16 protein-coding genes, 1 tRNA gene and 3 pseudogenes are annotated in these 22013 nt (G+C 59.2%); 5 read left to right on the forward strand and 15 right to left on the reverse strand.

Features of this window, described 5'->3' with window-relative positions; all coding sequences use genetic code 11:
- Nucleotides 1–113: 113 nt before the first annotated feature.
- Nucleotides 114–1172 (reverse strand): quinolinate synthase NadA, encoded by a 1059-nt coding sequence (gene nadA / locus ACI77I_RS20800; RefSeq protein WP_406979916.1) that lies wholly within the window; start codon nucleotides 1170–1172, stop codon nucleotides 114–116.
- A 237-nt stretch (nucleotides 1173–1409) separates the two neighbouring features.
- Nucleotides 1410–1568 (reverse strand): annotated as a pseudogene (locus ACI77I_RS20805) (transporter); the annotation flags it as partial.
- Between the two features lie 205 nt (nucleotides 1569–1773).
- On the opposite strand from ACI77I_RS20805, the gene ACI77I_RS20810 reads away from it, so the two are divergent.
- The 5 genes and pseudogenes from ACI77I_RS20810 to ACI77I_RS20830 all read left to right on the forward strand — a co-directional run.
- Nucleotides 1774–3771: a PAS domain-containing sensor histidine kinase gene (locus tag ACI77I_RS20810; RefSeq protein WP_242152261.1), complete on the forward strand. Its 1998-nt coding sequence runs from the start codon at nucleotides 1774–1776 to the stop codon at nucleotides 3769–3771.
- A 321-nt stretch (nucleotides 3772–4092) separates the two neighbouring features.
- Nucleotides 4093–5808 carry a ShlB/FhaC/HecB family hemolysin secretion/activation protein gene (locus ACI77I_RS20815; RefSeq protein WP_094952487.1) on the forward strand — a complete coding sequence of 572 codons (1716 nt, stop codon included), beginning with the start codon at nucleotides 4093–4095 and terminating at the stop codon, nucleotides 5806–5808.
- A 105-nt stretch (nucleotides 5809–5913) separates the two neighbouring features.
- Nucleotides 5914–10869: a hemagglutinin repeat-containing protein gene (locus ACI77I_RS20820; protein WP_406998298.1), complete on the forward strand. Its 4956-nt coding sequence runs from the start codon at nucleotides 5914–5916 to the stop codon at nucleotides 10867–10869.
- Nucleotides 10870–10930: 61 nt separating this feature from the next.
- Nucleotides 10931–11251, forward strand: a pseudogene (locus ACI77I_RS20825) (phosphate ABC transporter substrate-binding protein PstS); the annotation flags it as partial.
- Between the two features lie 2 nt (nucleotides 11252–11253).
- A pseudogene (locus ACI77I_RS20830) lies at nucleotides 11254–11547 on the forward strand (phosphate ABC transporter ATP-binding protein); the annotation flags it as partial.
- Between the two features lie 90 nt (nucleotides 11548–11637).
- On the opposite strand, the gene ACI77I_RS20835 reads toward ACI77I_RS20830, so the two are convergent.
- From ACI77I_RS20835 to ruvA, 13 genes are all read right to left on the reverse strand, one after another.
- Complete coding sequence (locus ACI77I_RS20835; protein WP_242152268.1) at nucleotides 11638–12669, reverse strand: hypothetical protein; 1032 nt, start codon at nucleotides 12667–12669, stop codon at nucleotides 11638–11640.
- Nucleotides 12670–13117: 448 nt separating this feature from the next.
- Nucleotides 13118–13193, reverse strand: a tRNA-Lys gene (locus ACI77I_RS20840).
- Between the two features lie 63 nt (nucleotides 13194–13256).
- Complete coding sequence (gene queC / locus ACI77I_RS20845) at nucleotides 13257–13934, reverse strand: 7-cyano-7-deazaguanine synthase QueC (protein ID WP_176462981.1); 678 nt, start codon at nucleotides 13932–13934, stop codon at nucleotides 13257–13259.
- A 1-nt stretch (nucleotide 13935) separates the two neighbouring features.
- Nucleotides 13936–14583, reverse strand: a complete 648-nt coding sequence (gene queE / locus ACI77I_RS20850; protein ID WP_083356998.1) for a 7-carboxy-7-deazaguanine synthase QueE — start codon at nucleotides 14581–14583, stop codon at nucleotides 13936–13938.
- Nucleotides 14584–14748: 165 nt separating this feature from the next.
- Nucleotides 14749–15585, reverse strand: a complete 837-nt coding sequence (ybgF, locus tag ACI77I_RS20855; protein WP_094952492.1) for a tol-pal system protein YbgF — start codon at nucleotides 15583–15585, stop codon at nucleotides 14749–14751.
- A gap of 6 nt (nucleotides 15586–15591) precedes the next feature.
- Nucleotides 15592–16092, reverse strand: a complete 501-nt coding sequence (gene pal, locus ACI77I_RS20860) for a peptidoglycan-associated lipoprotein Pal (RefSeq protein WP_003193861.1) — start codon at nucleotides 16090–16092, stop codon at nucleotides 15592–15594.
- 55 nt (nucleotides 16093–16147) lie between these two features.
- Nucleotides 16148–17428 (reverse strand): Tol-Pal system beta propeller repeat protein TolB, encoded by a 1281-nt coding sequence (gene tolB, locus ACI77I_RS20865; RefSeq protein ID WP_176462982.1) that lies wholly within the window; start codon nucleotides 17426–17428, stop codon nucleotides 16148–16150.
- Nucleotides 17429–17445: 17 nt separating this feature from the next.
- Nucleotides 17446–18519, reverse strand: coding sequence for a cell envelope integrity protein TolA (gene tolA, locus ACI77I_RS20870; RefSeq protein ID WP_083356996.1), 1074 nt, complete (start codon nucleotides 18517–18519; stop codon nucleotides 17446–17448).
- On the reverse strand, nucleotides 18519–18971 hold the full coding sequence (tolR, locus tag ACI77I_RS20875; RefSeq protein WP_161630238.1) for a protein TolR: 453 nt from the start codon (nucleotides 18969–18971) through the stop codon (nucleotides 18519–18521). Before tolR ends, tolA begins: the two co-directional genes overlap by 1 nt.
- 23 nt (nucleotides 18972–18994) lie before the next feature.
- Complete coding sequence (tolQ, locus tag ACI77I_RS20880) at nucleotides 18995–19690, reverse strand: protein TolQ (protein ID WP_048727035.1); 696 nt, start codon at nucleotides 19688–19690, stop codon at nucleotides 18995–18997.
- Nucleotide 19691: 1 nt separating this feature from the next.
- Nucleotides 19692–20147 carry a tol-pal system-associated acyl-CoA thioesterase gene (gene ybgC, locus ACI77I_RS20885; protein ID WP_071484353.1) on the reverse strand — a complete coding sequence of 152 codons (456 nt, stop codon included), beginning with the start codon at nucleotides 20145–20147 and terminating at the stop codon, nucleotides 19692–19694.
- Between the two features lie 139 nt (nucleotides 20148–20286).
- The gene (gene ruvB, locus ACI77I_RS20890; RefSeq protein WP_094952494.1) at nucleotides 20287–21345 is read right to left on the reverse strand and encodes a Holliday junction branch migration DNA helicase RuvB; all 1059 of its coding nucleotides are present in this window, start codon (nucleotides 21343–21345) and stop codon (nucleotides 20287–20289) included.
- Nucleotides 21346–21957 (reverse strand): Holliday junction branch migration protein RuvA, encoded by a 612-nt coding sequence (gene ruvA, locus ACI77I_RS20895; protein ID WP_025854761.1) that lies wholly within the window; start codon nucleotides 21955–21957, stop codon nucleotides 21346–21348.
- Between the last annotated feature and the right edge of the window lie 56 nt (nucleotides 21958–22013).

The raw sequence follows: 22013 nt of genomic DNA on the forward strand, positions 1-22013 counted from the left end.
CATCTACCTAAAAAACCCGTCAAAAACTTAGCGCAACACAAAAAGTTGCGTAGATACCCATGCTCATCGCGGGCAAGCCAGCTCCCACAGTTTGACCGTTTTTACAGCTTGGGTCAGGCATTGCCGGCCAGTTTCAGGCGCGCAGCGTGGGTAAAATCCAGCATGCGCTTGAGCGGCCGCACCGCCTGTGGAATCACCGACGGCTCAACGAAAATCTCGTTGCTGCCCTCACGCAGGCATTGCAACGTGCGCTCCAGCGTATTCATCGCCATCCACGGGCAGTGCGCGCAACTGCGGCATGCCGCGCCGTTACCGGCAGTCGGCGCCTCAACGAAGACTTTGTCTGGGCACAGCTGCTGCATCTTGTAGAAGATGCCGCGATCAGTCGCCACGATAAAGGTCTTGTTCGGCAAACGCTGGGCCGCCGCGATCAGTTGGCTGGTGGAACCCACCGCGTCCGCCAATTCAATCACCGCCGTCGGCGACTCTGGGTGCACCAGAATCGCGGCATCCGGGTACAGCGCCTTCATGTCTTCCAACTGCTTGGACTTAAATTCCTCGTGGACGATGCACGCGCCGTCCCACAGCAACATATCCGCACCGGTCTGGCGCTGAATGTAAGTGCCCAGGTGTTTGTCCGGGCCCCAGATAATCGTCTCGCCGTTGTCCATCAGGCTTTCGACGATTTCCAGTGCGCAGCTGGAGGTGACGACCCAATCCGCCCGGGCTTTAACTGCCGCCGAGGTGTTGGCATACACCACCACCGTGCGCTCCGGATGCTGATCGCAGAACGCCGAGAACTCATCCACCGGGCAGCCAAGGTCCAGGGAGCAGGTGGCTTCCAGGGTGGGCATGAGGATGCGTTTTTCGGGGGTGAGGATTTTGGCGGTCTCGCCCATGAATCGCACGCCGGCAACCAACACGGTCTTGGCCGGGTGGGCAGCGCCGAAGCGGGCCATTTCCAGGGAGTCGGAAACACAGCCGCCGGTTTCTTCGGCCAAGGCCTGAATCACCGGGTCGCAGTAGAAGTGGGCAACCAGCACCGCGTCTTGAGCCTTGAGCTCGGCGGCGATGGCGGCACGCAGGCGCGTCTCCTCTTCGGCGCTCAGAGCCTTGGGCTGCTTGGCGTCGAGGTGGGCTTGAACCAGAAGGCGTTCGGAAATTTGCGTCATGTTCGCAAGACCTGCAGGCGCAGTTGCGCGAAAGTCGAGTGTACCACCGGCTCTGGAGCCCTTTGGGCGCCGCCGGACGAAGTGGTTGTGTTCATCAAGCACGGGTGAAGCTGCGCAAGGCTACAGAATATCGAATGGATTCAAAAGCCTAATCTGGCATTCTCGGGCACGTCTGTCGGGGGGAATAAACGGCGAAGAGCCCTGCCACAAGCCGGGCTCTTCGCGGTACAACGAAGCTCAGAAACGGTAAGTCACCGAACCACCAAAACCGTTGGCGCTGTTTTCATACTTGGCGTGGTAGGTCAGGCCCCGTGCTGGCTGAGTCTGGCACACCTTGATCGGCTCTTCCTTCAAGTAGGAATACGCCACGTCGAAGGTCAGGTTATCGATCGGCGTGACCAGATAGCCCATCGGCACGGCAATGCCGGCGAGCAGCGGTGTGGAGGCGAGCGAAATGGAGAGCGCCAAGGCGCCTTTTAGCGTTTTTTATTCATTACTAGGGCTCGAATTATTGGGCAGCGCCGTGCGTGAGGAAGTCGCTGGTGGGATAGGTATCGTAATGACATGATGAAGACCATTTAACCCACTCGGCCACACTCAAATGAATACCACTGTCGGGATGGGCCCTGAGCCAAGCGAACTGGCCACCAGCGGCCTGGGCAGGAACGAGGCGTTCACCGAGCGCGTGTTGGCCAGCATCAACGACTGCATCAAGGTCCTCGACCTCGATGCCCGCCTCACCTTCATGAGTGAAGGCGGCATGAAAATCATGGAAGTCAGCGACTTCAACAGCATCCGTGGCTGCCCATGGCCCGACTTCTGGCAAGACCAGGGCAACCTGGATGCCAAGGCGGCCGTGCAGGCCGCCAAACGCGGTGAAAGCGCGAGCTTCATCGGCCCCGCCCAGACCTTGGCCGGTAACCCGAAATGGTGGCATGTGCAGGTCAGCCCGATCCTTGACAGTGCCGGCCAGCCGGAGCAGATCCTTTGCGTCTCCCGTGATATCACCGCCCTGCGTGAAGCCGAGGAGTCGTTGCGCAGCCTCAACGAATCCCTGGAACAACGGGTGGTGGAGCGCACCCGCGACCGTGACCGTATCTGGCGGCTGTCGCCGGACCTGATGCTGGTCGCCCAACTCGACGGCGTCATCTCCGCCGTCAACCCGGCCTGGACGCGCATGCTCGGCCACACCGAACACGACTTGGTGGGCAGCCAGCTGCTGGCCTTGGTGCACCCGGACGACCTGGCCGTCTCATCGTCAGCGGTCAGCCGCCTGGGGGATGGCAAGAATTTCCCCAACTTCAAGAACCGCTACCGCCACCAGGATGGCAGCTACCGCATGATTGCCTGGACCGCCGTGCCCGACAGCGACTACATCCACGCGGTGGGCCGGGATATCCAGGCCGAGGAAGAAGCCAAGGAAGCCCTGCGCCTGACGGAAGACGCCCTGCGTCAATCGCAGAAACTGGAAGCGATTGGCCAACTGACCGGCGGCGTCGCACACGACTTCAATAACCTGCTGACCGTGATCAAGTCCTGCGCTGACTTGCTCAAAACCCCTTCCCTGAGCGAAGTGCGGCGCATCAAGTACGTGGACGCCATCGCCAACACCGTGGACCGCGCCGCGCGCCTGACCGCCCAATTGTTGACCTTCGCCCGCCGCCAAGCCTTGCGCCCGGAAGTCTTCAACGTCAGCGACAGTGTACTGCGGGTGGGCGAGATGATGGACAGCCTGACCGGCTCTCGCATCAAGGTCACTATCGAGGTGCCGCAAGAAGCCTGCTTTATCAACGCCGATGAAAGCCAGTTCGATACCGCCTTGGTGAATATGGTGGTCAATGCCCGGGATGCCATGGACGGCAGTGGCCAGTTGGCGATCAAGGTAGCAACAGCTACGTGGCTGCCTTCAGTGCGTGCCCACCCGGTGCGCATCGCCGACTACGTGACCATTGAGTTGAGCGATACCGGTTCAGGCATTGCAGCGGAAAAGCTCGACGCGATCTTCGAACCCTTCTACACCACCAAGGGCATCGGCCAAGGCACCGGGCTGGGCCTGTCGCAGGTGTATGGCTTTGCCAAGCAGTCGGGCGGGGAAATTCTGGTGCAGAGCGAATGCGGCAAAGGCAGCCAGTTCATGTTGTACCTGCCCAAGGTCGAGGCCGGTGTGACGCCAGTCATCCAGGACAATCACGACGCCCTCATCGCCTCGAACTTGTGCGTGCTGATGGTCGAGGACAACGCCGATGTCGGCCTCTACACCTCGCAGACCCTGGAGCAGATGGGCTTTAAAGTACTGTGGGTGGCAGACGCCAACAGTGCGCTGGAAGCCCTGGCGCCCAACCCGGAAAGCTTCCAGGTAGTGTTCTCCGACATCTCCATGCCGGGCATGAGCGGGCTGGAATTACTCGACGCCATCGAAGCCCTCTACCCCTGGCTACCGGTGGTACTCACCACCGGCTACAACGATGAATACGCACGCATTGCCCAGGAAGAAGCCCAGCGCTTTGTGTTGCTGCAAAAGCCCTACTCCACCGAGGGGTTGGCCATGCTGCTGCAAAAAGTCGTCAAGAGCCGTCTGAACCTGATTGCACAAGCCTAAGCCAGAACCGGGGCTGCGCAGGCCCCGTTTATAAACACGCTGATTGAACGCTTCCTCTGCAACAATCAAAAACTGCCCCGCGCCTCTGCATTGCAACCAAAACCCGAAAATTCAACACACAATAGGTGCCCACACTGGCACCACGCACCACGTTTGCGCATTCTTTTATTGAATAACGCGGCATTCCTCACGTTTTATGCAATAAATCCTACAGCCGACGTAACAATCCGTTTAATGATGGCTCTAGTGGCAAAAGACCACTGGGCCCACGGTTTGGCTCAGGGTTATGAATCGTGTGTATGTTTACGTTAAGGATGTCGAGTGCCGAATCAGCCCTCAACACAACGCCGGTGTTGTATCCAGAGACTGGGCGTCGCCCTGCTCTGCCTGTGCGCGCTGCCGGCCGCCGCCGCCGATGGGCCGCAAGCGGGCCATGAAGCGCTGCGCTTGCAGCAGCAACAGCAGCGCGACTTGCAGCAATTACAACTGGAGCAGCGTCAACGGCAGCTGCAACGCGGCAGTTTCGGTACGCAACCGGCCACGCCGGCCTTGCCAACAGACATCGCCAAAGATGAACGCTGCTGGCCGCTGAGCGGCACGCGCCTGGCCGGGGTCACGCTGTTCAGCCAGGCTGAGCTGAACAAACGTATCGAACCCTATGTGGCGCCGTGCATGGGCGTCACCCAGATCAACCGCCTGCTGGCCGAGATCACCCAGCTCTATGTGCAAGCCGGCTATATCGCCAGCCGCCCGTACCTGATCAGCCCGCCGGCGGCCGGGCAGTCGCTGGATATTCACGTCGAAGAGGGCTATCTCGAAGCCATCGAACTGGCCGACCAGAGCCTGCCGGTGTCGTTAGGCGGCGCGTTCCCCGGGATGCTCGGCAAGCCGCTGAACCTGCGCGATTTGGAACAAGGCCTGGACCAGCTCAACCGCCTGCGCTCGGTGGACCTTACCGCCGACATCGCCCCTGGCAGTGAAGCTGGCGCCTCGCGCATCATCCTGCGTTCGCGCAGCACCGCCTCGCGCTGGGCGTTGGGGCTTGGGGTGGATAACCTCGGCAGCGCCGGCACCGGGCGTGATCGCAATGCCATCAACCTGAGCCTGGACAGCCCGCTGGAGCTCAATGATTCGCTCAACCTGAGCTTCAGCGACACGCTCAACCACGGGCCGCGCTACAGCCGCAGCAACAGCCTGTTTTATTCCATCCCTTACGGGTACTGGACCTACAGCCTGTTCGCCAGCCATAACGAATACCGCTCGCCGTTCAAGCTCAGCCGCGCCACGTTTTATAACAGCGGCCGTACCGACCAGGTCAGTTTGCGCACCGACCGCGTGCTGTGGCGCGACCAGGGCCATCAACTCAGCGCCAACCTGCAACTGGCCTACAAGGACGTCGACAGCTACCTGCAAAAGGTTCGCTTAGGCATCCAGAGCCCGACGCTGACAGTGGCCGAGGCTGGCCTGAATCTGTTCTGGCTCAACAGCGCAGTGTGGAACCTCGACGTCAATTACGCCCAAGGCCTGACGTGGTTCGGCGCCGACCGTGATGCTGACCAAACGCAAAAAAACTTGCCCCAGGCGCAATTCCATAAGTACCGCGCCAACCTCACCCAATGGCGCAACGGCCAATGGCTGGGCCAGCCGTGGCAGTGGCAGAGCCAGCTGTCGGCGCAATACAGCCCGGATGCGTTGCCTGCCATCGAACAACTGCTGGGCACCGACGATTCGGCGGTACGTGGCTACCGCGAAAACAGCGCGTCCGGGGCCATCGGTGCGGTATGGCGTAACACCTTGCGCCTGCCGTGGAGCAGCAACCTGCCGGTAAAAATCACCCCGCGCCTGGGCCTGGACAACGGCTGGCTCAAGCGCGAACACGGCGCCCAAAGCCAGCGCCTGAGCGGCGCCAGTGTCGGGCTCAACTTGAGCTGGAAAAACGTGCAACTGGACCTCGATTACCAACGCAACCTCAACACGCCCACGGGGTTTGGCCAGGAACCGGAGGTCTGGCTGACGCGCCTTAGCTTGCAGATATGAACAAACACCTGTTTAGCCTGAATTAACCGCCGTACCTGACCACCCCAGCAGCGTTGCAACGAACAACGCACGTCGCGGATCAGCCAACACAGAGCGAATTTATTTATGCCGACTAACATCCATACGTTTCACCTTTCACCCCAGGGCAAACTGCGCTGGGCCATCGCCAGCCTGTTCCTGCTGCCGCAGCTAGTGCTGGCCGGTGGCTTGACCGTCGTCGAAGGGCCTGGCGGGACCCCGCAGCTGCAAAACCAGGGCGGCGTGCCCATCGTCAATATCGTCGCGCCAAATGCCGGCGGCCTGTCCCATAACCAGTTCCTGGACTACAACGTCGACCGCCAAGGCGTGGTGTTGAACAACGCCTTGCAGGCCGGCCAATCGCAACTCGCCGGGCAGCTGGCGGCCAACCCGCAGTTCCAGGGCCAGGCGGCGAGCGTGATCCTCAACGAGGTGGTGAGTCGCAACGCCTCGGCCATCAATGGCGCCCAGGAAATTTTTGGCCGGGCCGCCGATTATGTACTGGCCAACCCCAACGGGATTTCCGTCAACGGCGGCAGTTTCATCAACACCCCGAATGCCAACTTGGTGGTGGGCCGCCCTGAGCTCAACGACGGCAAGCTACAAGGTTTGAACACGCGCGATGCCAGCGGCCAACTGACGGTGCTAGGCCAGGGCCTGCAAAACGGCGCGGGCTCGATCAACCTGATTGCGCCGCGCATCGACAGCGATGGGCGCCTCAGTGCGCGTGACCAATTGAACCTCACGGTCGGCCGCAATCAGGTCGACTACGCCAGCGGCCAGGTGCGCCAGGTCGACCCGGCGAGCAAAACCCAAGACCAGCGTATCGACGCCCGTCTGTTTGGGGCGATGCAGGCCGGCCGTATCAACATCATCAGCACCGCCGAAGGGGCCGGTGTGCGCGTGGGCGCGGTGCAAGTCGAGGGTCGCGACGGAGTGAAGGTAAGCTCCGCTGGCGACCTCGATATCAGCGGCCAGGTCCACGCCAACAGCCTCGACGCCACCCGCGCCGGTGTGCAAAGCCGCCAGGGCGATGTCGACTTGCACAGCGCCAAGGACTTGAGCCTCGCCGCCACCGACGTCGGCGGGCGCAACGTCAAGCTCGACGCCGGCCGCAACCTCACCCTCAGTAGCCTGGAAAGCCGCAAGCTCCAGGAAAAGCGTGAACAGTGGAACAACAGCAACTTCCTGTTCACCTACGAAACCTATGACCGCACCACCACCGACAAGGACTCGCGCCAGCACGGCAACAACGTCGTCGCGCAACACAATGCCGCACTGTCGTCGGGTGCCAAGACCGAGATCGAGGGCAGTAAGGTCGAAGCGGGCGAAGCCTTGCGCGTCAACAGCGGCGCCGACCTGCAATTGAGTGCCGCCACCGAAACCCATGAAACCCGCGACCAAGGCAACCATCGCAAGCACCTGTGGAAAGCCAACTGGGACAAGTCCAGCAGCGAACAGCGCAGCGTCACCAGCAGCCTCAAAGCCGGCAAGACCCTGGAGCTGACCAGCCAGCAAAAACTGCAGCTGCAGGGCGCCGAGCTGAAATCTGCGGGCGATATTCAATTGGCCGCCCGGCAAGTCGATATCACCAGCGCCAGCCGTACCCAGAGCAGCCGCGACAACGCTTACTCCGGCGACCTGACCGGCGGCAGCTTCTTCGGCAAGAACGGCGATGGTGATAAGGGCAAGACCCTGAACACCGGCAGCAAGGTCAACGCCGACGGCAAGCTGATCGTCAAGGCGGACGACGTGCGCATCAGCGGCAGCCAGGCGCGTGGTGGCCAACAGGCCAGCGTCATCAGCGACAAAGGCTCACTGGTGATCGACGGCGTACAAGACACCTCCCACGACAATAGCTACAGCAACGACAGCAAGTTCTTTGGTATCTCCAAGGATGAAAGCCGCAAGAACCTCAAGGACAGCACCGTCGTCGCCAGCAACCTGCGCTCGGACAGCAACCTCAAACTGCAAAGCGCCAAGGACATCAGCGTCAGCGGCTCCAAGGTCTCTGCGGCAGGCGAACTGCAAGCGGATGCCAAGGGTGACATCAAGGTCGCATCGGCTGAAAACACCTCTGACACCACCACCGGCACTCACACGCGGGGTTTCGATGGCTACGCCAAGGAAACCGCCGACGGCACCCGTCAGTACCGCGCGGGTGTGAACTATGCAGACCAGCAGCACACCAGCAAGACCGACACCACCCAGCAGCAAGCTTCCAGCCTCAGCGGCGGCAGCCTGGCCGTCACGGCCGGTGGCGACGTGAGCATCAAGGGTTCCGAGCTGAAGGCGACCCAGGGCGATGCGACCGTGAGCGGTAAGAACGTCGAGCTGTTGGCGACCGATAACAGCACCCGCAACCAAACCGACACCACCACTACCGCTGGCGGCGTGTACTACACCGGCGGCCTGGACCGAGCCGGCAATGGTGCTCAGTTCAGCCATCAGAGCAGCAATGACACCAGCCACAAAACCACGGCGCAAACCAGCAGCGTGGCGTCGGCCGGCACGCTGACGATCAACGCCGGCAACACCCTCACCAGCCAAGGCGCGCAGGTGAAGGCCGGTTCTGAGTTGCAGGTCAACGCGGCTCAGGTCGATAACCAGGCGGCGCATAACACCGAGACTGGTACCCACAAGGAGAACGGCTGGACCGCCGACGTCGGCGCTAATGTCGAATACAAAGGCCTCACCCGGCCTATCGAAAAAGCCGTCGAAGGCGTGGCGCAGGCCAAATTCCATCAGCCAGGCCTGCTGGATGCCTTCGAGCAACCGAATGTCGGGCTCGATGTGGAAATCGGCCATACCAACAAGACCCGCACACAGCAGGACAGTACCGCCGTGGTCAGCCAGTTCAGTGGTGGCACGGTGCAGGTCAATGTCGCCAACACCGTAAAAGATGAGGGCACTCAATACCGCGCCAGTGAGGGCGGGCTGAAGATCAATGCCGGCGAGCACCTCGCCACCGCCGCCGCCAACACCCACACCAGCAGCGAGCAAGGCGTTGACGCCAAAGTGGGCGTGCGCGTTTACACCACCACCGGTGAAGACTTGAACGTGCGCGGCAATGGCGCAGGCGGCAGCAGCGATGTGCGCGAGGCCAGCAGCACAGCAGTGGTCGGCAGCTACGCCGGCGCCCAGGGTGTAAACATCGAGACCCAAGGCGACGCGCGTTATGAAGGCAGCCAGTTCAACGGCGGCCAGGCGGGCGTCAACCTCAAAGCCGGTGGCGAATTGGCGCTGAACCAGGCCAACGATACCCAGAGCAACACCAATAACAGCCTGCGTGGCAGCGGTTCATTGACCGTGGGCACGGCGCCGGGCAGCAACGGTACGAACGTCAACCTCGGTGCCGGTGTGCAACTGGACGACAAGCGCCTGAACACCCAGGACAGCCAGGCGCGTGTCGCGACGCTGCAGGGCAACGGCCCGATCCAGCTCAGCAGCGGTGGCGACATGACCCTGCAAGGCACTCAGGTCGGCAGCAGCACCGCGAAGACCGGTGACATCAGCCTCAACGCTGGCGGCAAGCTGAACCTGCAAGCAGCCACCGATACTCACGTGAGCAGCGGCAGCAACCTGGGCGGCGGCCTGACGGTCGGTGCTGGCAAGACCAACAGCGCCGAAAGCAGCGGCACCACCGGCAGCCTGAGCGCCAACTTCAACATCGGCAAAGTCGCCGAAAACGACCAAGGCGTTAGCGTCGGGCAGTTGCACAGCCACGGCAAGGTGAGCCTCACCAGCGGCGCCAACGCGGCGGATGCCATCCACCTGCAAGGCACTCAGGTGGTGGCTGACAGCGTCAATCTGGATGCGCAAAACGGCGGCATCCTGCAAGAGTCGGCGCAATCGACCCAGGCGCATAACAGCTGGGGCGTGACCCTGGGCGCAGGCGGCAGCGGCGGAAAAACGACCCTGGCCGACGCCGGTGAACACGACACCCCCAAGACCCAGCACGGCATCAATGCGCGGGCCAAGGTCGACGTGGATCACCTGCAAGGCACCACCCAGCACGACAGCCTGATCAAGGCGAATACGGTGGTGATCAACAGTGCCGGTGACACCCATCTGGCCGGCGCGCGGATTGAAGCCGAGCAGGTCAGTGGCAATGTCGGCGGCGACCTCGTCGTTGAGAGCCGCAAGGATCAAGTCAGCAGCACCCAAGTCAACGTCGACGCCAAGCTTGATGTCGAGAAAAACCAGCCCGGCGTGGTCAACAAACTGGCCAAGGCCAGCGGCCCGCTCAAGGACAAGGTGCAAGCCAAGGCCGAGGGCGCGTTCGACAAGCATCGCGACAAGTTGGAGAACGCCGTCGACAAGGGCACCGAGCACCTGGCCTCGGCCAAGGACAGCGTGGTCAACAGCGCTGGTAACGCCAAGGAACGCCTGGGCGAAAAACTCACCCGCAACGGTAGCTACGACGTGAACCCCGAGCCGCGTAGCGCCTTCGGTACGAGCGTGGACAAAGCCAAGGCTTACCTGGCGGACAAGAAGGATGCCGTGGGCACTCGCCTGTCGGACCTCAAGGAAAAGGTCTGGCCAAAAACCACTGACAGCTACGCCGTCAGCGGCAAGAACACCACCGGCAGCTCGGTGGCCAATACCGCCGAAAGCGTGCTGCTCGGCGACAAGAGCGGCAACACGTCCTACACCCCGACGTTGAACCTGGACGTCAGCCATGTGGTGAAAGACAGCGTCACTCAAGCATCGGGCATCCGCGGTACGCAGGGCGTCAACCTGCAGGTGAGTGGCGAAACCCGCCTGACGGGCGCGCGGATCAGCGCGGACCAGGGCAAGGTCGACCTGGGTGGTTCCAAGGTGACGGCAACGACGTTGGCCGGCAGCGATTACCAAGCCGATGTGGGGCTGAACCTGTCGAAGTCACCGGTCAACCTGGTGCTGGGCGCCAAGGACGAACTGACCCAGAAACAGGACGACGCCACGCGTAAGGATCAAGCCTTCAACCTTGGGCCGCTGCGGGTCGGCGGGCACAGTGATAGCCAGGAGTTGCAGGCTGGGATCGACCAGAGCATCAACTAAGTAGCATCGCGGCGGTGGACGTGGGCACGCCTACGTTCACCGCTGCAAACATTTCTAAATGTTCACCAACTACCTGGCCAAAGTCAGTGACAGCTGGAAAACCAAGATTGGTTTCGGCACTACCGTGCCGTGGCCGGTCGGTGTGGGCGGCAAGGGTAACGAAGGCGTTTCGGCCTACGTGAAGCAGATCAAGAACTCCATCGGCTTTGTGGAATACGCCTACGCCCTGCAGAACAAGATGACCTACGCCCAGCTGAAAAATGCGTCGGGCACATTCGTCAAACCTGACGCCAAGGCGTTCCAGGCCGCCGCAGATACCGCCGACTGGGCCAACGCCAAAGACTTCAACCTGATCATGACCAACGCCCCAGGCGAAGGCGCGTGCGCGTGCGCATTGCACGCACCATTGCGCTGCGCCCGCAGGTGTTGCTGCTGGACGAACCGACTTCAGCGCTCGACCCGATTTCCACTGGGCGTATCGAGCAGCTGATTACAGAGTTGAAGGCGCACTACACGGTGATCACCGTGACCCACAACATGCAGCAAGCCGCGCAGGTGTCGGACAACACCGCGTTCATGTTCATGGGGGAATTGATTGAGTATGGGAATACAGACGAGGTTTTTACCAAGCCGAAGATGAAGCAGACCGAGGACTATATTACCGAGCGGTTTGGCTGAGCCGTTGGCAGTGTATTTTATAAGTACCGCCTTCATCGTTGGGGCGTGCGGGACTCTGACAGAGCCCCGCAGGTCAAGAAACAGTTTCTATCATTTCGCCGCCGCCGGGGCTTCCTCTTTAACCACGCCCTGTAAAGAAAACTCTAACTCCTTACCTACACCCCCTGCTTTGACAATCTGCTGCTGACCTACCACTGAGTTTTTGTACCTTCCATATAAACCATTGCTCTTGATTTCACCCACTTTAATATTGCCCTCATCATCTGTCGTGAAAGGTGCAAAAAAACTACCTCGAGTAGGCGCTATCTGCGAGCTTTGATTTATTTTCGCGCCGTACTGTTCGACGAAACCTGTATCTGTGCCGACCAATACAACACGCTGGTCGACAGACAGATCTTTGACATGCTGCCTGGGCTCAGGATTATCGGGATCCGTGACATCCTGAATATAGGCTTTCAAGTTCTTCGCATTCGCAGGATCTCGCTCAACCGTAAGGTTATATTTATTGCCAAATTTAAAGTCTACCAATGTGCTATTGCTGGCCCCCTTTACTCCATCAAACTCAGCTGTGCCTTGTGATGCTTTGAAGTGCGGCCCATACCCAGAAAAAATAATCAGCGCCTTTGCGTCCCCGCGTGGCTGCATGCCGATATAGCCGCGGCCAAGATAGGTATTTTTCTCGGTATTAACACCAAACATCATCGCGTAATAAATGCCCGCGTCCGTGCCACTCTTTCTTTGAAGACCTTCGTCGATAGACATTGGAAAGGTGATATTGCTCAACCCAGAGCTTGGTGTAGCAAGTGAGTAACTCACAGCAAGCAGTCCATTGGGCGATGTTGCCTCTTTCTTAATTTCGTGTCTTGGATCGCTGACTTTATTAAGCTTTGAAGTATCGGTAGTGAGCGCTGGCAAAACAGTCCGTGCGCCAGCAGCACCATTTGAGAGGGGATGCACAGTGTTCGAAGCGATACCACGCGCCGGTAACTGAAGGCTGTTGTTATGTTCTTTGTTCTGGTCGTTATGTGATTTTTCAGTGACTGAAGCTGAGGATGGCGTTTGAGGTTGAACAAACGACTCGGGAGTTGTTTGTGGAAACAGTTGAGGACGATAAATATTCATATTCGCGACAGACCCTTTCTTGAAAAAGCAATTAACAATCGTTAATCCAGCGCCTATTCATTGGCATAATCTTAAGGAGTCCTGTCCAACTTGAATAACTAACGTAACGCATGCCAGGGGAACGTCCATCCTTGACGGACAAGGGCTCAGGCTCGTTAATTTTTCATAACACAACAGTAGAGGGCCGACACCAGAAGAGACTGTCAGAAAAATCACTAAAAGAGCCCGGGCTTTTCCTAAAAAAACAAGGTCAGTAACTGACAGTCACGGTTGATGTGACAGAAGACGTCTAGCACTCAGGCGTGATATTGAACGCCTGCGCAGCTAGCAGTACCGTACGTTGGTGATACCCGTGTATCGGGACTCGAACCCCACCAAATCGCAGGCAAAAAAAAACCCGGAAATCCTCACTTGCGTGGGCCTTCCGGATTTTCTAAACCGCCAAAAATGGTGGGTCGTGTGGGATTCGAACCTACGACCAATTGGTTAAAAGCCAACTGCTCTACCAACTGAGCTAACGACCCGCTGTGTTGTGGCGCGTATAATACTGATTTCTAAGGATTATTCAACACCTTATTTGAAATAAATCAGAAATAGCGCGTTGGGTCAGCAATTCCGGCCGCTTGAAAGCCTTCTGCACGCAGTCTGCAAGCATCACATTTCCCACAAGCACGGCCGGCATTGTCTGCTTGGTAGCATGAAACAGTCAGCGTGTAATCGACGCCAAGCCCTAGACCAACCTTCACAATGTCCGCCTTGCTCATGTTCTGCAGCGGCGCCTGGATGCGAAACCCCTGCCCTTCTACACCGGCTCTGGTGGCCAGGTTGGCCATGCGCTCGAATGCCTCGACATACTCTGGACGGCAGTCCGGGTAGCCGTTGTAGTCCAGTGCATTGACGCCGATGAAGATCTCGCGGGCATTCAGCACTTCGGCCCAGCCGAGGGCCAGGGACAGGAACACGGTGTTACGTGCGGGCACATAGGTCAGCGGGATGCCTTCGCTCGGCCTCTCGGGTACGTCGATGCTGCTGTCAGTCAGGGCCGAACCGCCGATGCCATTGAGGTTGAGGCCGATCACTTTGTGCTCGACCACACCCAGGTCATGGGCGACACGCGCAGCGGCGTCCAGCTCGGCGCGGTGGCGCTGGCCGTAGTCGAAGCTCATGGTGTAGCAGCTGTAGCCTCGGGCGCGGACCATGGCCACCAGCGTGGCGGAATCCAGGCCGCCAGAGAGCAGGATGACTGCACGTTGTTGATCAGCCATCTCAGCGCCCCGGTTCGTCATTCCACAGGTATTTGTGCAACTGCAATTGCAGGCGTACCGGCAGGTTGTCCGCTACCACCCAGTCCGCCAGGTCGCGGGCGTTCAGGTCGTGATGGCTTGGGGAAAACAGCACCTCGCCTGCGCGACGGTCCAGGCCGTACTGGATCAGCTTGGAGGCCGCCCAGTCATAATCGTCGCGGGAACAGATCACGAACTTGACCTGATCGTTGGCCGTCAGCAGGTCCATGTTGTCGTAGAGGTTACGGTGCGCCTCTTTGGAGCCTGGGGTCTTGAGGTCGACCACTCGGCTGACGCGCGGGTCCACCGCCGAGATGTCCAAGGCGCCGCTGGTTTCCAACGAGACCTCGTAACCGGCGTCACACAGCTGCTTGAGCAATGGGATGGCATTGGGTTGGGCCAGGGGCTCGCCGCCAGTCACACAGACGTAGCGCGGCTTGAAGCCGGCAACCTGCTCAAGGATGTCGTCGAGGGTGCGCACGGTACCGCCACTGAAGGCGTAGGCGCTGTCACAGTATTGGCAACGCAACGGGCAGCCGGTCAGCCGTACAAATACGGTGGGCAGGCCAGCGGTTCGCGTTTCACCCTGTAACGAGTAAAAAACTTCGGTAATACGTAATGTGTCTTGCATAGTCGCCACGGGCGTAACAGCTAAACAGGCTGTCCGCCTCCGTCAGGCACTTCGAGGGATTGCGCCAACGCGTCAACCCCAAGGAGCGTGTTTCATAAAAGGGCGTGGATTCTAACGAAAAAACCCGCGCCAGGCGCGGGTTTCTTCTGAACGGGGCTGCAGCGCTTACAAGCGTTGCAGATCCCGTTGCGCCAACTGGGCAGCGGAGGTACCCGGATATTGGGCAACCACCTGCTGCAGAATGCCTTTGACCTTGTCGGTATGACCCAGGCGGCGTTCTACGTCAGCGAGTTTGTACAGCGAATCAGGCACCTTGGCATGCTTTGGGTAAAGCTGGCTGACCTTGGCAAACGCCTGGCCTGCTGCTTGCAAATCACCCTTGGCCAAGTTGACCTCGCCCAACCAGTACTGGGCATTGCCCGCGTATTGACTGTTCGGGTACTTGCGCAGGAAGGCGGTAAAAGCCTGGCTGGCCTTATCGAAATCCTTGGCTTTGATCAGGTCGAAGGCTGCATCGTAATACAGTTTTTCCTTCGCAGGATCACCCGGTTCGCTACTGGCGGCAGGGGCTTGGCTGGCAGCAGCGGCCCCCGCTGCAGCACCACCGGCGGCAGCACTTGGCGCACCACCGGCAGAAGAATTATCAGGAGTGGCGGCAGGTGTAACACCGGCTCCAATACGACGATCAAGATCCTGGTATCGCTCCAGGCCTTCTTGCTTCAGCTGATTCACTTGGTTCTGCAGAACTTCAATTGCGCCTTGTTGCTGGGACAATTGATCCTGCATGCGTTGCAGCTGGTTGAACAGTTCGCCCTGTGCCGAGGGAGCGGACGTAACCGCTCCCCCAGCATAGGCGCCGTTCGTGCCATAACCCGCTGGCGGATAACTGCTCCCGCTATTGTTATAGCCTGAGTTGCTATCCGTTACAGGAACCGCAGCCCACACCGCAAGCGGTGCGAGGCTGAGAGCCAATACAGTTAGAGCACGACGGCACGTTCGCATGACGAATTACTTACGCAGTTCGACGCGACGGTTCTGAGCCCACGACTGTTCGTCGTTGCCAGTTGCAACTGGACGCTCTTTACCGTAGGAAACCAGTTCCAGTTGGCCTGGAGCAACACCTTGCAGTACCAGGTAGCGCTGAACGGCTTTCGCACGACGCTCGCCCAGTGCCATGTTGTACTCACGAGTACCACGGGCGTCAGTGTTACCTTCCAGAACAACGCGAGCGCCGTTAGCTTTCAGGTCCTTGGCGTGAACGTCCAGAGCGCGCATGGCTTCTGGCTTCAGGTCCGAACTGTCGTATTCGAAGTAGAAAGTGGTGATAGCGCGCAGAGCAGCTTCTTCGCTCAGGGAGCCGTCAACTGCACCAGTGTTAGCGCCGTAACCAGCGTTTGGATCAACAGCTGCGCCTTCACCGGCATTGTCGCCGCCTTTAGAGGAGCAACCAACGGCTACGGACAGAGCCAGAGCCAGAGCAGCAAACTTACCAAACTTCAGCATTTCCATCGTGAAACTCCTAATGAACCCCAGTGTGTTAAGTACTTCTTTTTGTAGCGCCGCGTCAGTTCAGGTAAGGGGACCAGGATGGTTCTCTGACTTCGCCTTGTGCGGTAGGAAGTGGGAGCCTTACGCGTCCATTAATGGATACGAGCATCAAGACTCCCCGGCCCTGCTGGCGGGTGGCGTAGATTACCATGGTGCCGTTGGGCGCAACAGTAGCTGACTCATCAAGGTTGGTATCTGTAAGGATTTTTACGGTTCCGCGCTGCAAATCCTGGGCCGCAACCCGGAAATTAGTGAACCCATCCTGACGGTGAATCATCACCAACGTCTTTTCATCAGCCGAAAGCTTCGGATTTGCGTTGTAGTTACCAATAAAGGTCACTCGTTCCGCGCTGCCGCCGCTCACATTTGCCTTGTAGACCTGTGGCTTGCCGCCCCGGTCGGAGGTGAAGTAGATGGTAGAACCATCTTTACCCCAGAACGGTTCAGTGTTGATGCCCGGGCCGCTGGTAACACGGCTGATCTGGCGCGAAGCCATGTTCATCACGTAGATGTCCGGGTTGCCGTCTTTGGACAGTACAAACGCCAGGCGCGAACCATCCGGCGACCAGGCAGGTGCACCGTTGAGGCCTTCGAAGTTGGTGATCTGCTCACGACGACCCGTATCAATGTGCTGCACGAAGATACGTGGACGGCGCTGCTCGAACGACACGTAGGCAATACGCTTGCCGTCCGGCGCAAAGCGCGGCGACAGGATTGGCTCACGCGATTGCAACAACGTCACAGCCCGTGCACCGTCGTAGTCCGAACGCTGCAATGTGTAACGCGTGTTATCTACGGAGAAACGCTCAGCCGTTACATAAAGCAGACGCGTCGAGAAAGCACCTTTGATACCGGTGAGCTTTTCAAACGACTGGTCGGAGATGTAGTGCGCCATGTCCCGCAGTTGTTCGGCGGTGCCCGATACGCTGCCGGTCAAGACCTGCTGCTCGGTGGCCACGTTGAACAACGTGTACTGGATTTGCAGGCGACCGCCGGCTGGCGTGATGTTGCCGACCATCAGGTACTGCGCGCCCACTGCTTTCCAGTCACGGAACACAACTTCGCTCGCCTGGTTGGGCTGGCTGATCATGTTGCCTTTCGGAATCGGCGCGTAGTAACCGGAGTTGCGCAGGTCGTCACTGACGATCTGGGCCATGTCGTCCGGCAGCACGCTGCCGCCCTGCCAGCCGAACGGTACTACGGCGATCGGGGTGGCCCGATCGCTACCGCTGGTGACCAGGATGTTCTTTTCATCCGCCGCCGCTATCCCTGCCATACAGCAAATAACGACAAGCATTCCTCGAAGAAGGTTTCTCACAAGGCTAGATCCTCAGGTGTGAATGTCATCTTGAATGAACGATAGGGAGCGAAGTCGCTTGGTTTCATTCCCTGCATCTCGGTCAACCGGCCAATGTTCTTGACCGCGGCAACCGCCGAACTGTCGAACGAACCGTCACCACTGGACTTGGCCACGCTGACCGAAGTCACCGTACCGTCCGGCAACATGCCGATCTGCAGCACTACTGTCATGCCTTTGCGTGCCGAAGGTGGACGTGTCCAGCCTTCCGCTGCCCGTGCCCGAATCAGATCGTCGAAACTGCCCGCGACTTCATCACCACGTTCATCTGCCAAGGCTTGCTGACGCTGCGGCGTGTCGGAGAGCAAATCTGCCAAGGCCTGGGCCTTTTTCTCTTCGGCGGATTTACGTGCTGCTTCCTGGGCCTTTTTCTTGCTGGCGTCGGCGGCAGCTTTCTTCTTCGCGTCGTCGGCGACTTTCTTCTTCGCCTCGTCTGCTTCAGCTTTTTTCTTGGCGTCTTCGGCGGCTTTTTTCTTCGCGTCTTCGACTATCTTTTTCTTGGCGTCTTCAGCGGCCTTTTTCTTGGCCTCTTCTTCGGCCGCTTTTTTGGCTTCTTCTTCAGACTTCTTCTTGGCTATATCAGCCAATTGTTTCTCTTCGGCTTTTTTAGCTTCGGCAGCTTTGTCGGCTTTCTTGGCTTCATCAGCCTTTTTCGCCTCGTCAGCTTTCTTGGCTTCGTCAGCCTTTTTCGATTCCTCGGCCTTTTGAGCCGCCTCTTCTTTCTTTTGTTCCGCAGCAGCCTTCACCGCTTCCTGCTCGACCTTCTTCTGTTCCATCTGCTCGACTTCAGTCTGGCGCGCAGCCGACTTCTGGGCCTCACCCGCAATCTTCTGATTGGTCTGGGTGGTGGCCTGACTTTTCGATTTCAGCTGATACAGGGTCGCCTGCACGATCGGCTTGGCTGGCGGCAGGTCCGGGGTCATGGCAAAGCTGACGAACAGCATGCCAAACACCAGGACGTGCAGGGCAATTGCCCAGACGCTAGGCCAGAAGAAGCTTTCCGAGGCGGACGGCTCTCGCTGTTGGTGCATCAGGGCGCCTCGGTAATCAAGCCAACGTTACCCACGCCGGCCTTCTGCAGCCCACCCATGGCGCCCATGACGGAGCCATAGTCGACCACTTTGTCGCCGCGAATGAACACTTGCGTGTGCTTGCCGCCTTCGTTGCCGGACCGGATGATCTTGGTCACGGCGTCGGTCATCTGCGGCAAGGTCATGGCCTTGTCCTGCTGTTTCTGGGTGTCGACTTCGCTGCCAAGGTTCCAGTAATAGGTCTTGTCAGCCTTGATCGAAATGGTCAGAACCTGAGTGTTGTTGTCTTGCGGCAAGGCTTCGCTGGAAACCTTGGGCAAATCAACTTTCACGCCCTGATTGAGCATCGGCGCGGTCACCATAAAGATCACCAGCAGCACCAGCATCACGTCGATGTAGGGCACTACGTTCATCTCGGCGACCGGCTTGCGCTTTTTGCGAGCTCGAGCGATTAAAGCCATTGGGAATTACCTGCTTATTCTTCGCTGGTGTGCACTTTACGGTGCAGGATCGCCTGGAATTCATCGGCGAAGGTGTAGTAACGGCTGATCAAAGTCTCGCCGCGCGCGGCAAAACGGTTGTAGGCGATTACTGCCGGGATAGCGGCGAACAAGCCGATCGCGGTGGCGATCAGGGCTTCGGCAATACCCGGGGCCACGGTGGCCAGGGTCGCTTGCTGGGCCTGGGCCAGGCCGCGGAAGGAGTTCATGATCCCCCACACAGTACCGAACAAGCCGATGTACGGGCTGACGGAACCCACGGTGGCGAGGAACGGCAAACTTTGCTCAAGCTTCTCTTCTTCGCGGGAAATGGCGACGCGCATGGCACGGGCCACGCCTTCCATGACCGCTTCCGGGTCAACGCCCGGTTGCTGACGCAGGCGGGAGAATTCCTTGAAACCGGCGCGAAAGATCTGCTCGACGCCCGAATCAGGGTCCGGGTTGCTGCCGGCCTGGCGGTACAGCTTGGACAGGTCGATACCCGACCAGAAGCGCTCCTCGAAGCTCTCCAGGGCACGTCGACCGGCACGCAGCAGGTTGCTGCGCTGAAAAATCATGACCCAAGAGGTAACCGATGCGGCTACCAGGATCAGCATCACCAGTTGAACCACAACACTGGCATTGCTGACCAGGCTCCACATGGAGGAATGGTCGACGACGGTAGGTTCCACGCTAAATCTCCTGCTTTGATTGTTTACCCGCGCCGCTTACGCCGGCAAAGGCCGCACGTAGAGCTTCGGGAATGGCCCGGGGTTTCAAACTATTGGTGCGCACACAGGCCACCAGGAACTGCCCCTCACAGAGCAGCGTTGCATCCGTTGCCCGCCTGACCTGCTGTTTAAAACGCAGGCTGACACGGTTCAATTCGATTACTTCAGCGCTGACCAACAATTCATCGTCCAATCGCGCCGGTGCGTGGTAGCGCGCCTCGCTGGAATGCACGACAAATAACAGGTCCTCCCCTGCCAGCTGGGATTGGGCAAAGCCCAGCTCCCGTAGCCGCTCGGTTCGAGCCCGCTCCATGAACTTGAGGTAGTTGACGTAATAAACGATGCCGCCAGCATCGGTGTCCTCGTAATAAACGCGACAGCGATGTGCGAACGACTGATCCCCGTTTTGCGCGCGCATACTCTAGTGCTTACTCCTCAGGTTGCCAATCCGGCTGGGCAACTGTTTTTTGATCCTATGACACATTTCTAACAACTGAATGACGACACCAGCCACTACGACAGCACAAAGCTCAGATAAATCGACTGGCGTGACCTTTTTAATCGTCCACTGCATCGAGGAATTCGTCTACTACAGGCATCTCACCCAATCGTGACGGAATGTTTAACCCGAAGTGCAAATAGGCATGGCGCGTCACCACCCGCCCCCTTGGCGTACGCATGATGTAACCCTGTTGGATCAGGTACGGCTCCAGCACATCTTCAATCGTGTGGCGCTCCTCGCTGATCGCCGCCGCCAGGCTGTCTACGCCCACCGGGCCGCCGTCGAACTTCTCGATCATGGTCAAGAGTAGACGCCGATCCTGGTGATCGAAGCCATGTTCGTCCACATCCAGCAGGTTCAAGGCCAGATCAGCCACGGCCTTGGTGATATGCCCCTTGGCCCGCACCTCGGCAAAATCGCGCACACGCCGTAACAAACGGTTGGCGATCCGCGGCGTACCACGGGCGCGGCGGGCGATTTCAAACGCGCCGTCCGGGTCTAGGGGCAAGCCAAGGATGCTCGCCGAACGGCTGACGATGGTGGCCAAATCCGCAGTGCTATAGAACTCTAGACGTTGAACAATGCCGAAACGGTCTCGCAGCGGGTTGGTCAACATGCCTGCGCGGGTGGTCGCCCCCACCAGAGTGAAGGGCGGCAAATCGAGCTTGATCGAGCGGGCCGCAGGGCCTTCGCCGATCATGATGTCGAGCTGAAAGTCTTCCATGGCGGGGTACAGTACTTCCTCGACGATGGGCGACAGCCGATGGATTTCGTCGATAAACAGCACATCGTGCGGCTCAAGATTGGTCAGCAACGCCGCCAAGTCCCCCGGACGCTCCAGCACCGGGCCGGAGGTGGACTTGATCGACACCCCCATTTCATTGGCGATGATCATTGCCAGGGTGGTTTTACCCAGCCCCGGCGGGCCGAAGATCAACGTGTGGTCCAAGGACTCGCTGCGCCCGCGCGCGGCCTGGATGAACAACTCCATTTGCTCACGCACGGTGGGTTGGCCGATATAGTCGGCCAGGCTCAGCGGGCGGATGGCCCGGTCCTGGACTTCTTCACGGTCGCGCGGGCCAGTGGCCGCGATCAGACGATCAGCTTCAATCACTTAAATCATTCCCTTCAGGGCTCGGCGGATCATGTCTTCGCTGCTCAGGTTCTTATCCTTGATGGCCGATACGGCTTTGCTCGCTTCCTGCGGCTTGTAGCCCAGGGAGATCAACGCGCTGACCGCATCGCTTTCGGCGCTGGCGACCTGGCCGGCCGGCATATCCGGCTGGTTCGGCACCAGGGCAAACATGCTCGGCACGACTTCCCAGGCTTTGAAACGGTCCTTGAGTTCCACCAGCAGGCGCTCGGCAGTTTTCTTGCCAACGCCCGGCACCTTGGTCAACGCCGAGGTGTCCTGGGCCGAAACCGCGCGCACCAACTCATCCACTTCCAGGCTCGACATCAATGCCAGCGCGAGCTTGGGGCCCACGCCATTGAGGCGAATCAGCTCGCGAAAGAAGTCGCGATCACGCTTGCCAATGAAACCATAGAGCAATTGCGCATCTTCACGCACTACCAGATGGGTGTGCAGGGTCAGCGGCTCGCCGACCGACGGCAGGCGATACAGGGTGGTCATGGGCACTTCCAGCTCATAGCCCAACCCATTTACATCCAGAATCAGGTGCGGCGGCTGTTTCTCAGCCAGGGTGCCGCGCAAGCGTCCAATCACGGTTCAGATCCTTAAAGCTTAGGGTCAGAACAAGGCCTGACCGGAAATAACGATTG

It is taken from the genome of Pseudomonas sp. D47, from assembly GCF_045447305.1.
Taxonomy (GTDB): Bacteria; Pseudomonadota; Gammaproteobacteria; order Pseudomonadales; family Pseudomonadaceae; genus Aquipseudomonas.

Bases quoted from the DNA above. Each gene is read 5' to 3' on its own strand.
- queC (WP_176462981.1), bottom strand. From the start codon at position 13,934: ATGGCTGATCAACAACGTGCAGTCATCCTGCTCTCTGGCGGCCTGGAT.
- nadA (WP_406979916.1), bottom strand. From the start codon at position 1,172: ATGACGCAAATTTCCGAACGCCTTCTGGTTCAAGCCCACCTCGACGCC.
- ACI77I_RS20835 (WP_242152268.1), bottom strand. From the start codon at position 12,669: ATGAATATTTATCGTCCTCAACTGTTTCCACAAACAACTCCCGAGTCG.
- ybgF (WP_094952492.1), bottom strand. From the start codon at position 15,585: ATGCGAACGTGCCGTCGTGCTCTAACTGTATTGGCTCTCAGCCTCGCA.
- queE (WP_083356998.1), bottom strand. From the start codon at position 14,583: ATGCAAGACACATTACGTATTACCGAAGTTTTTTACTCGTTACAGGGT.
- pal (WP_003193861.1), bottom strand. From the start codon at position 16,092: ATGGAAATGCTGAAGTTTGGTAAGTTTGCTGCTCTGGCTCTGGCTCTG.
- ACI77I_RS20820 (WP_406998298.1), top strand. From the start codon at position 5,914: ATGCCGACTAACATCCATACGTTTCACCTTTCACCCCAGGGCAAACTG.
- ybgC (WP_071484353.1), bottom strand. From the start codon at position 20,147: ATGCGCGCGCAAAACGGGGATCAGTCGTTCGCACATCGCTGTCGCGTT.
- tolA (WP_083356996.1), bottom strand. From the start codon at position 18,519: ATGCACCAACAGCGAGAGCCGTCCGCCTCGGAAAGCTTCTTCTGGCCT.
- ACI77I_RS20810 (WP_242152261.1), top strand. From the start codon at position 1,774: ATGAATACCACTGTCGGGATGGGCCCTGAGCCAAGCGAACTGGCCACC.
- tolB (WP_176462982.1), bottom strand. From the start codon at position 17,428: ATGCTTGTCGTTATTTGCTGTATGGCAGGGATAGCGGCGGCGGATGAA.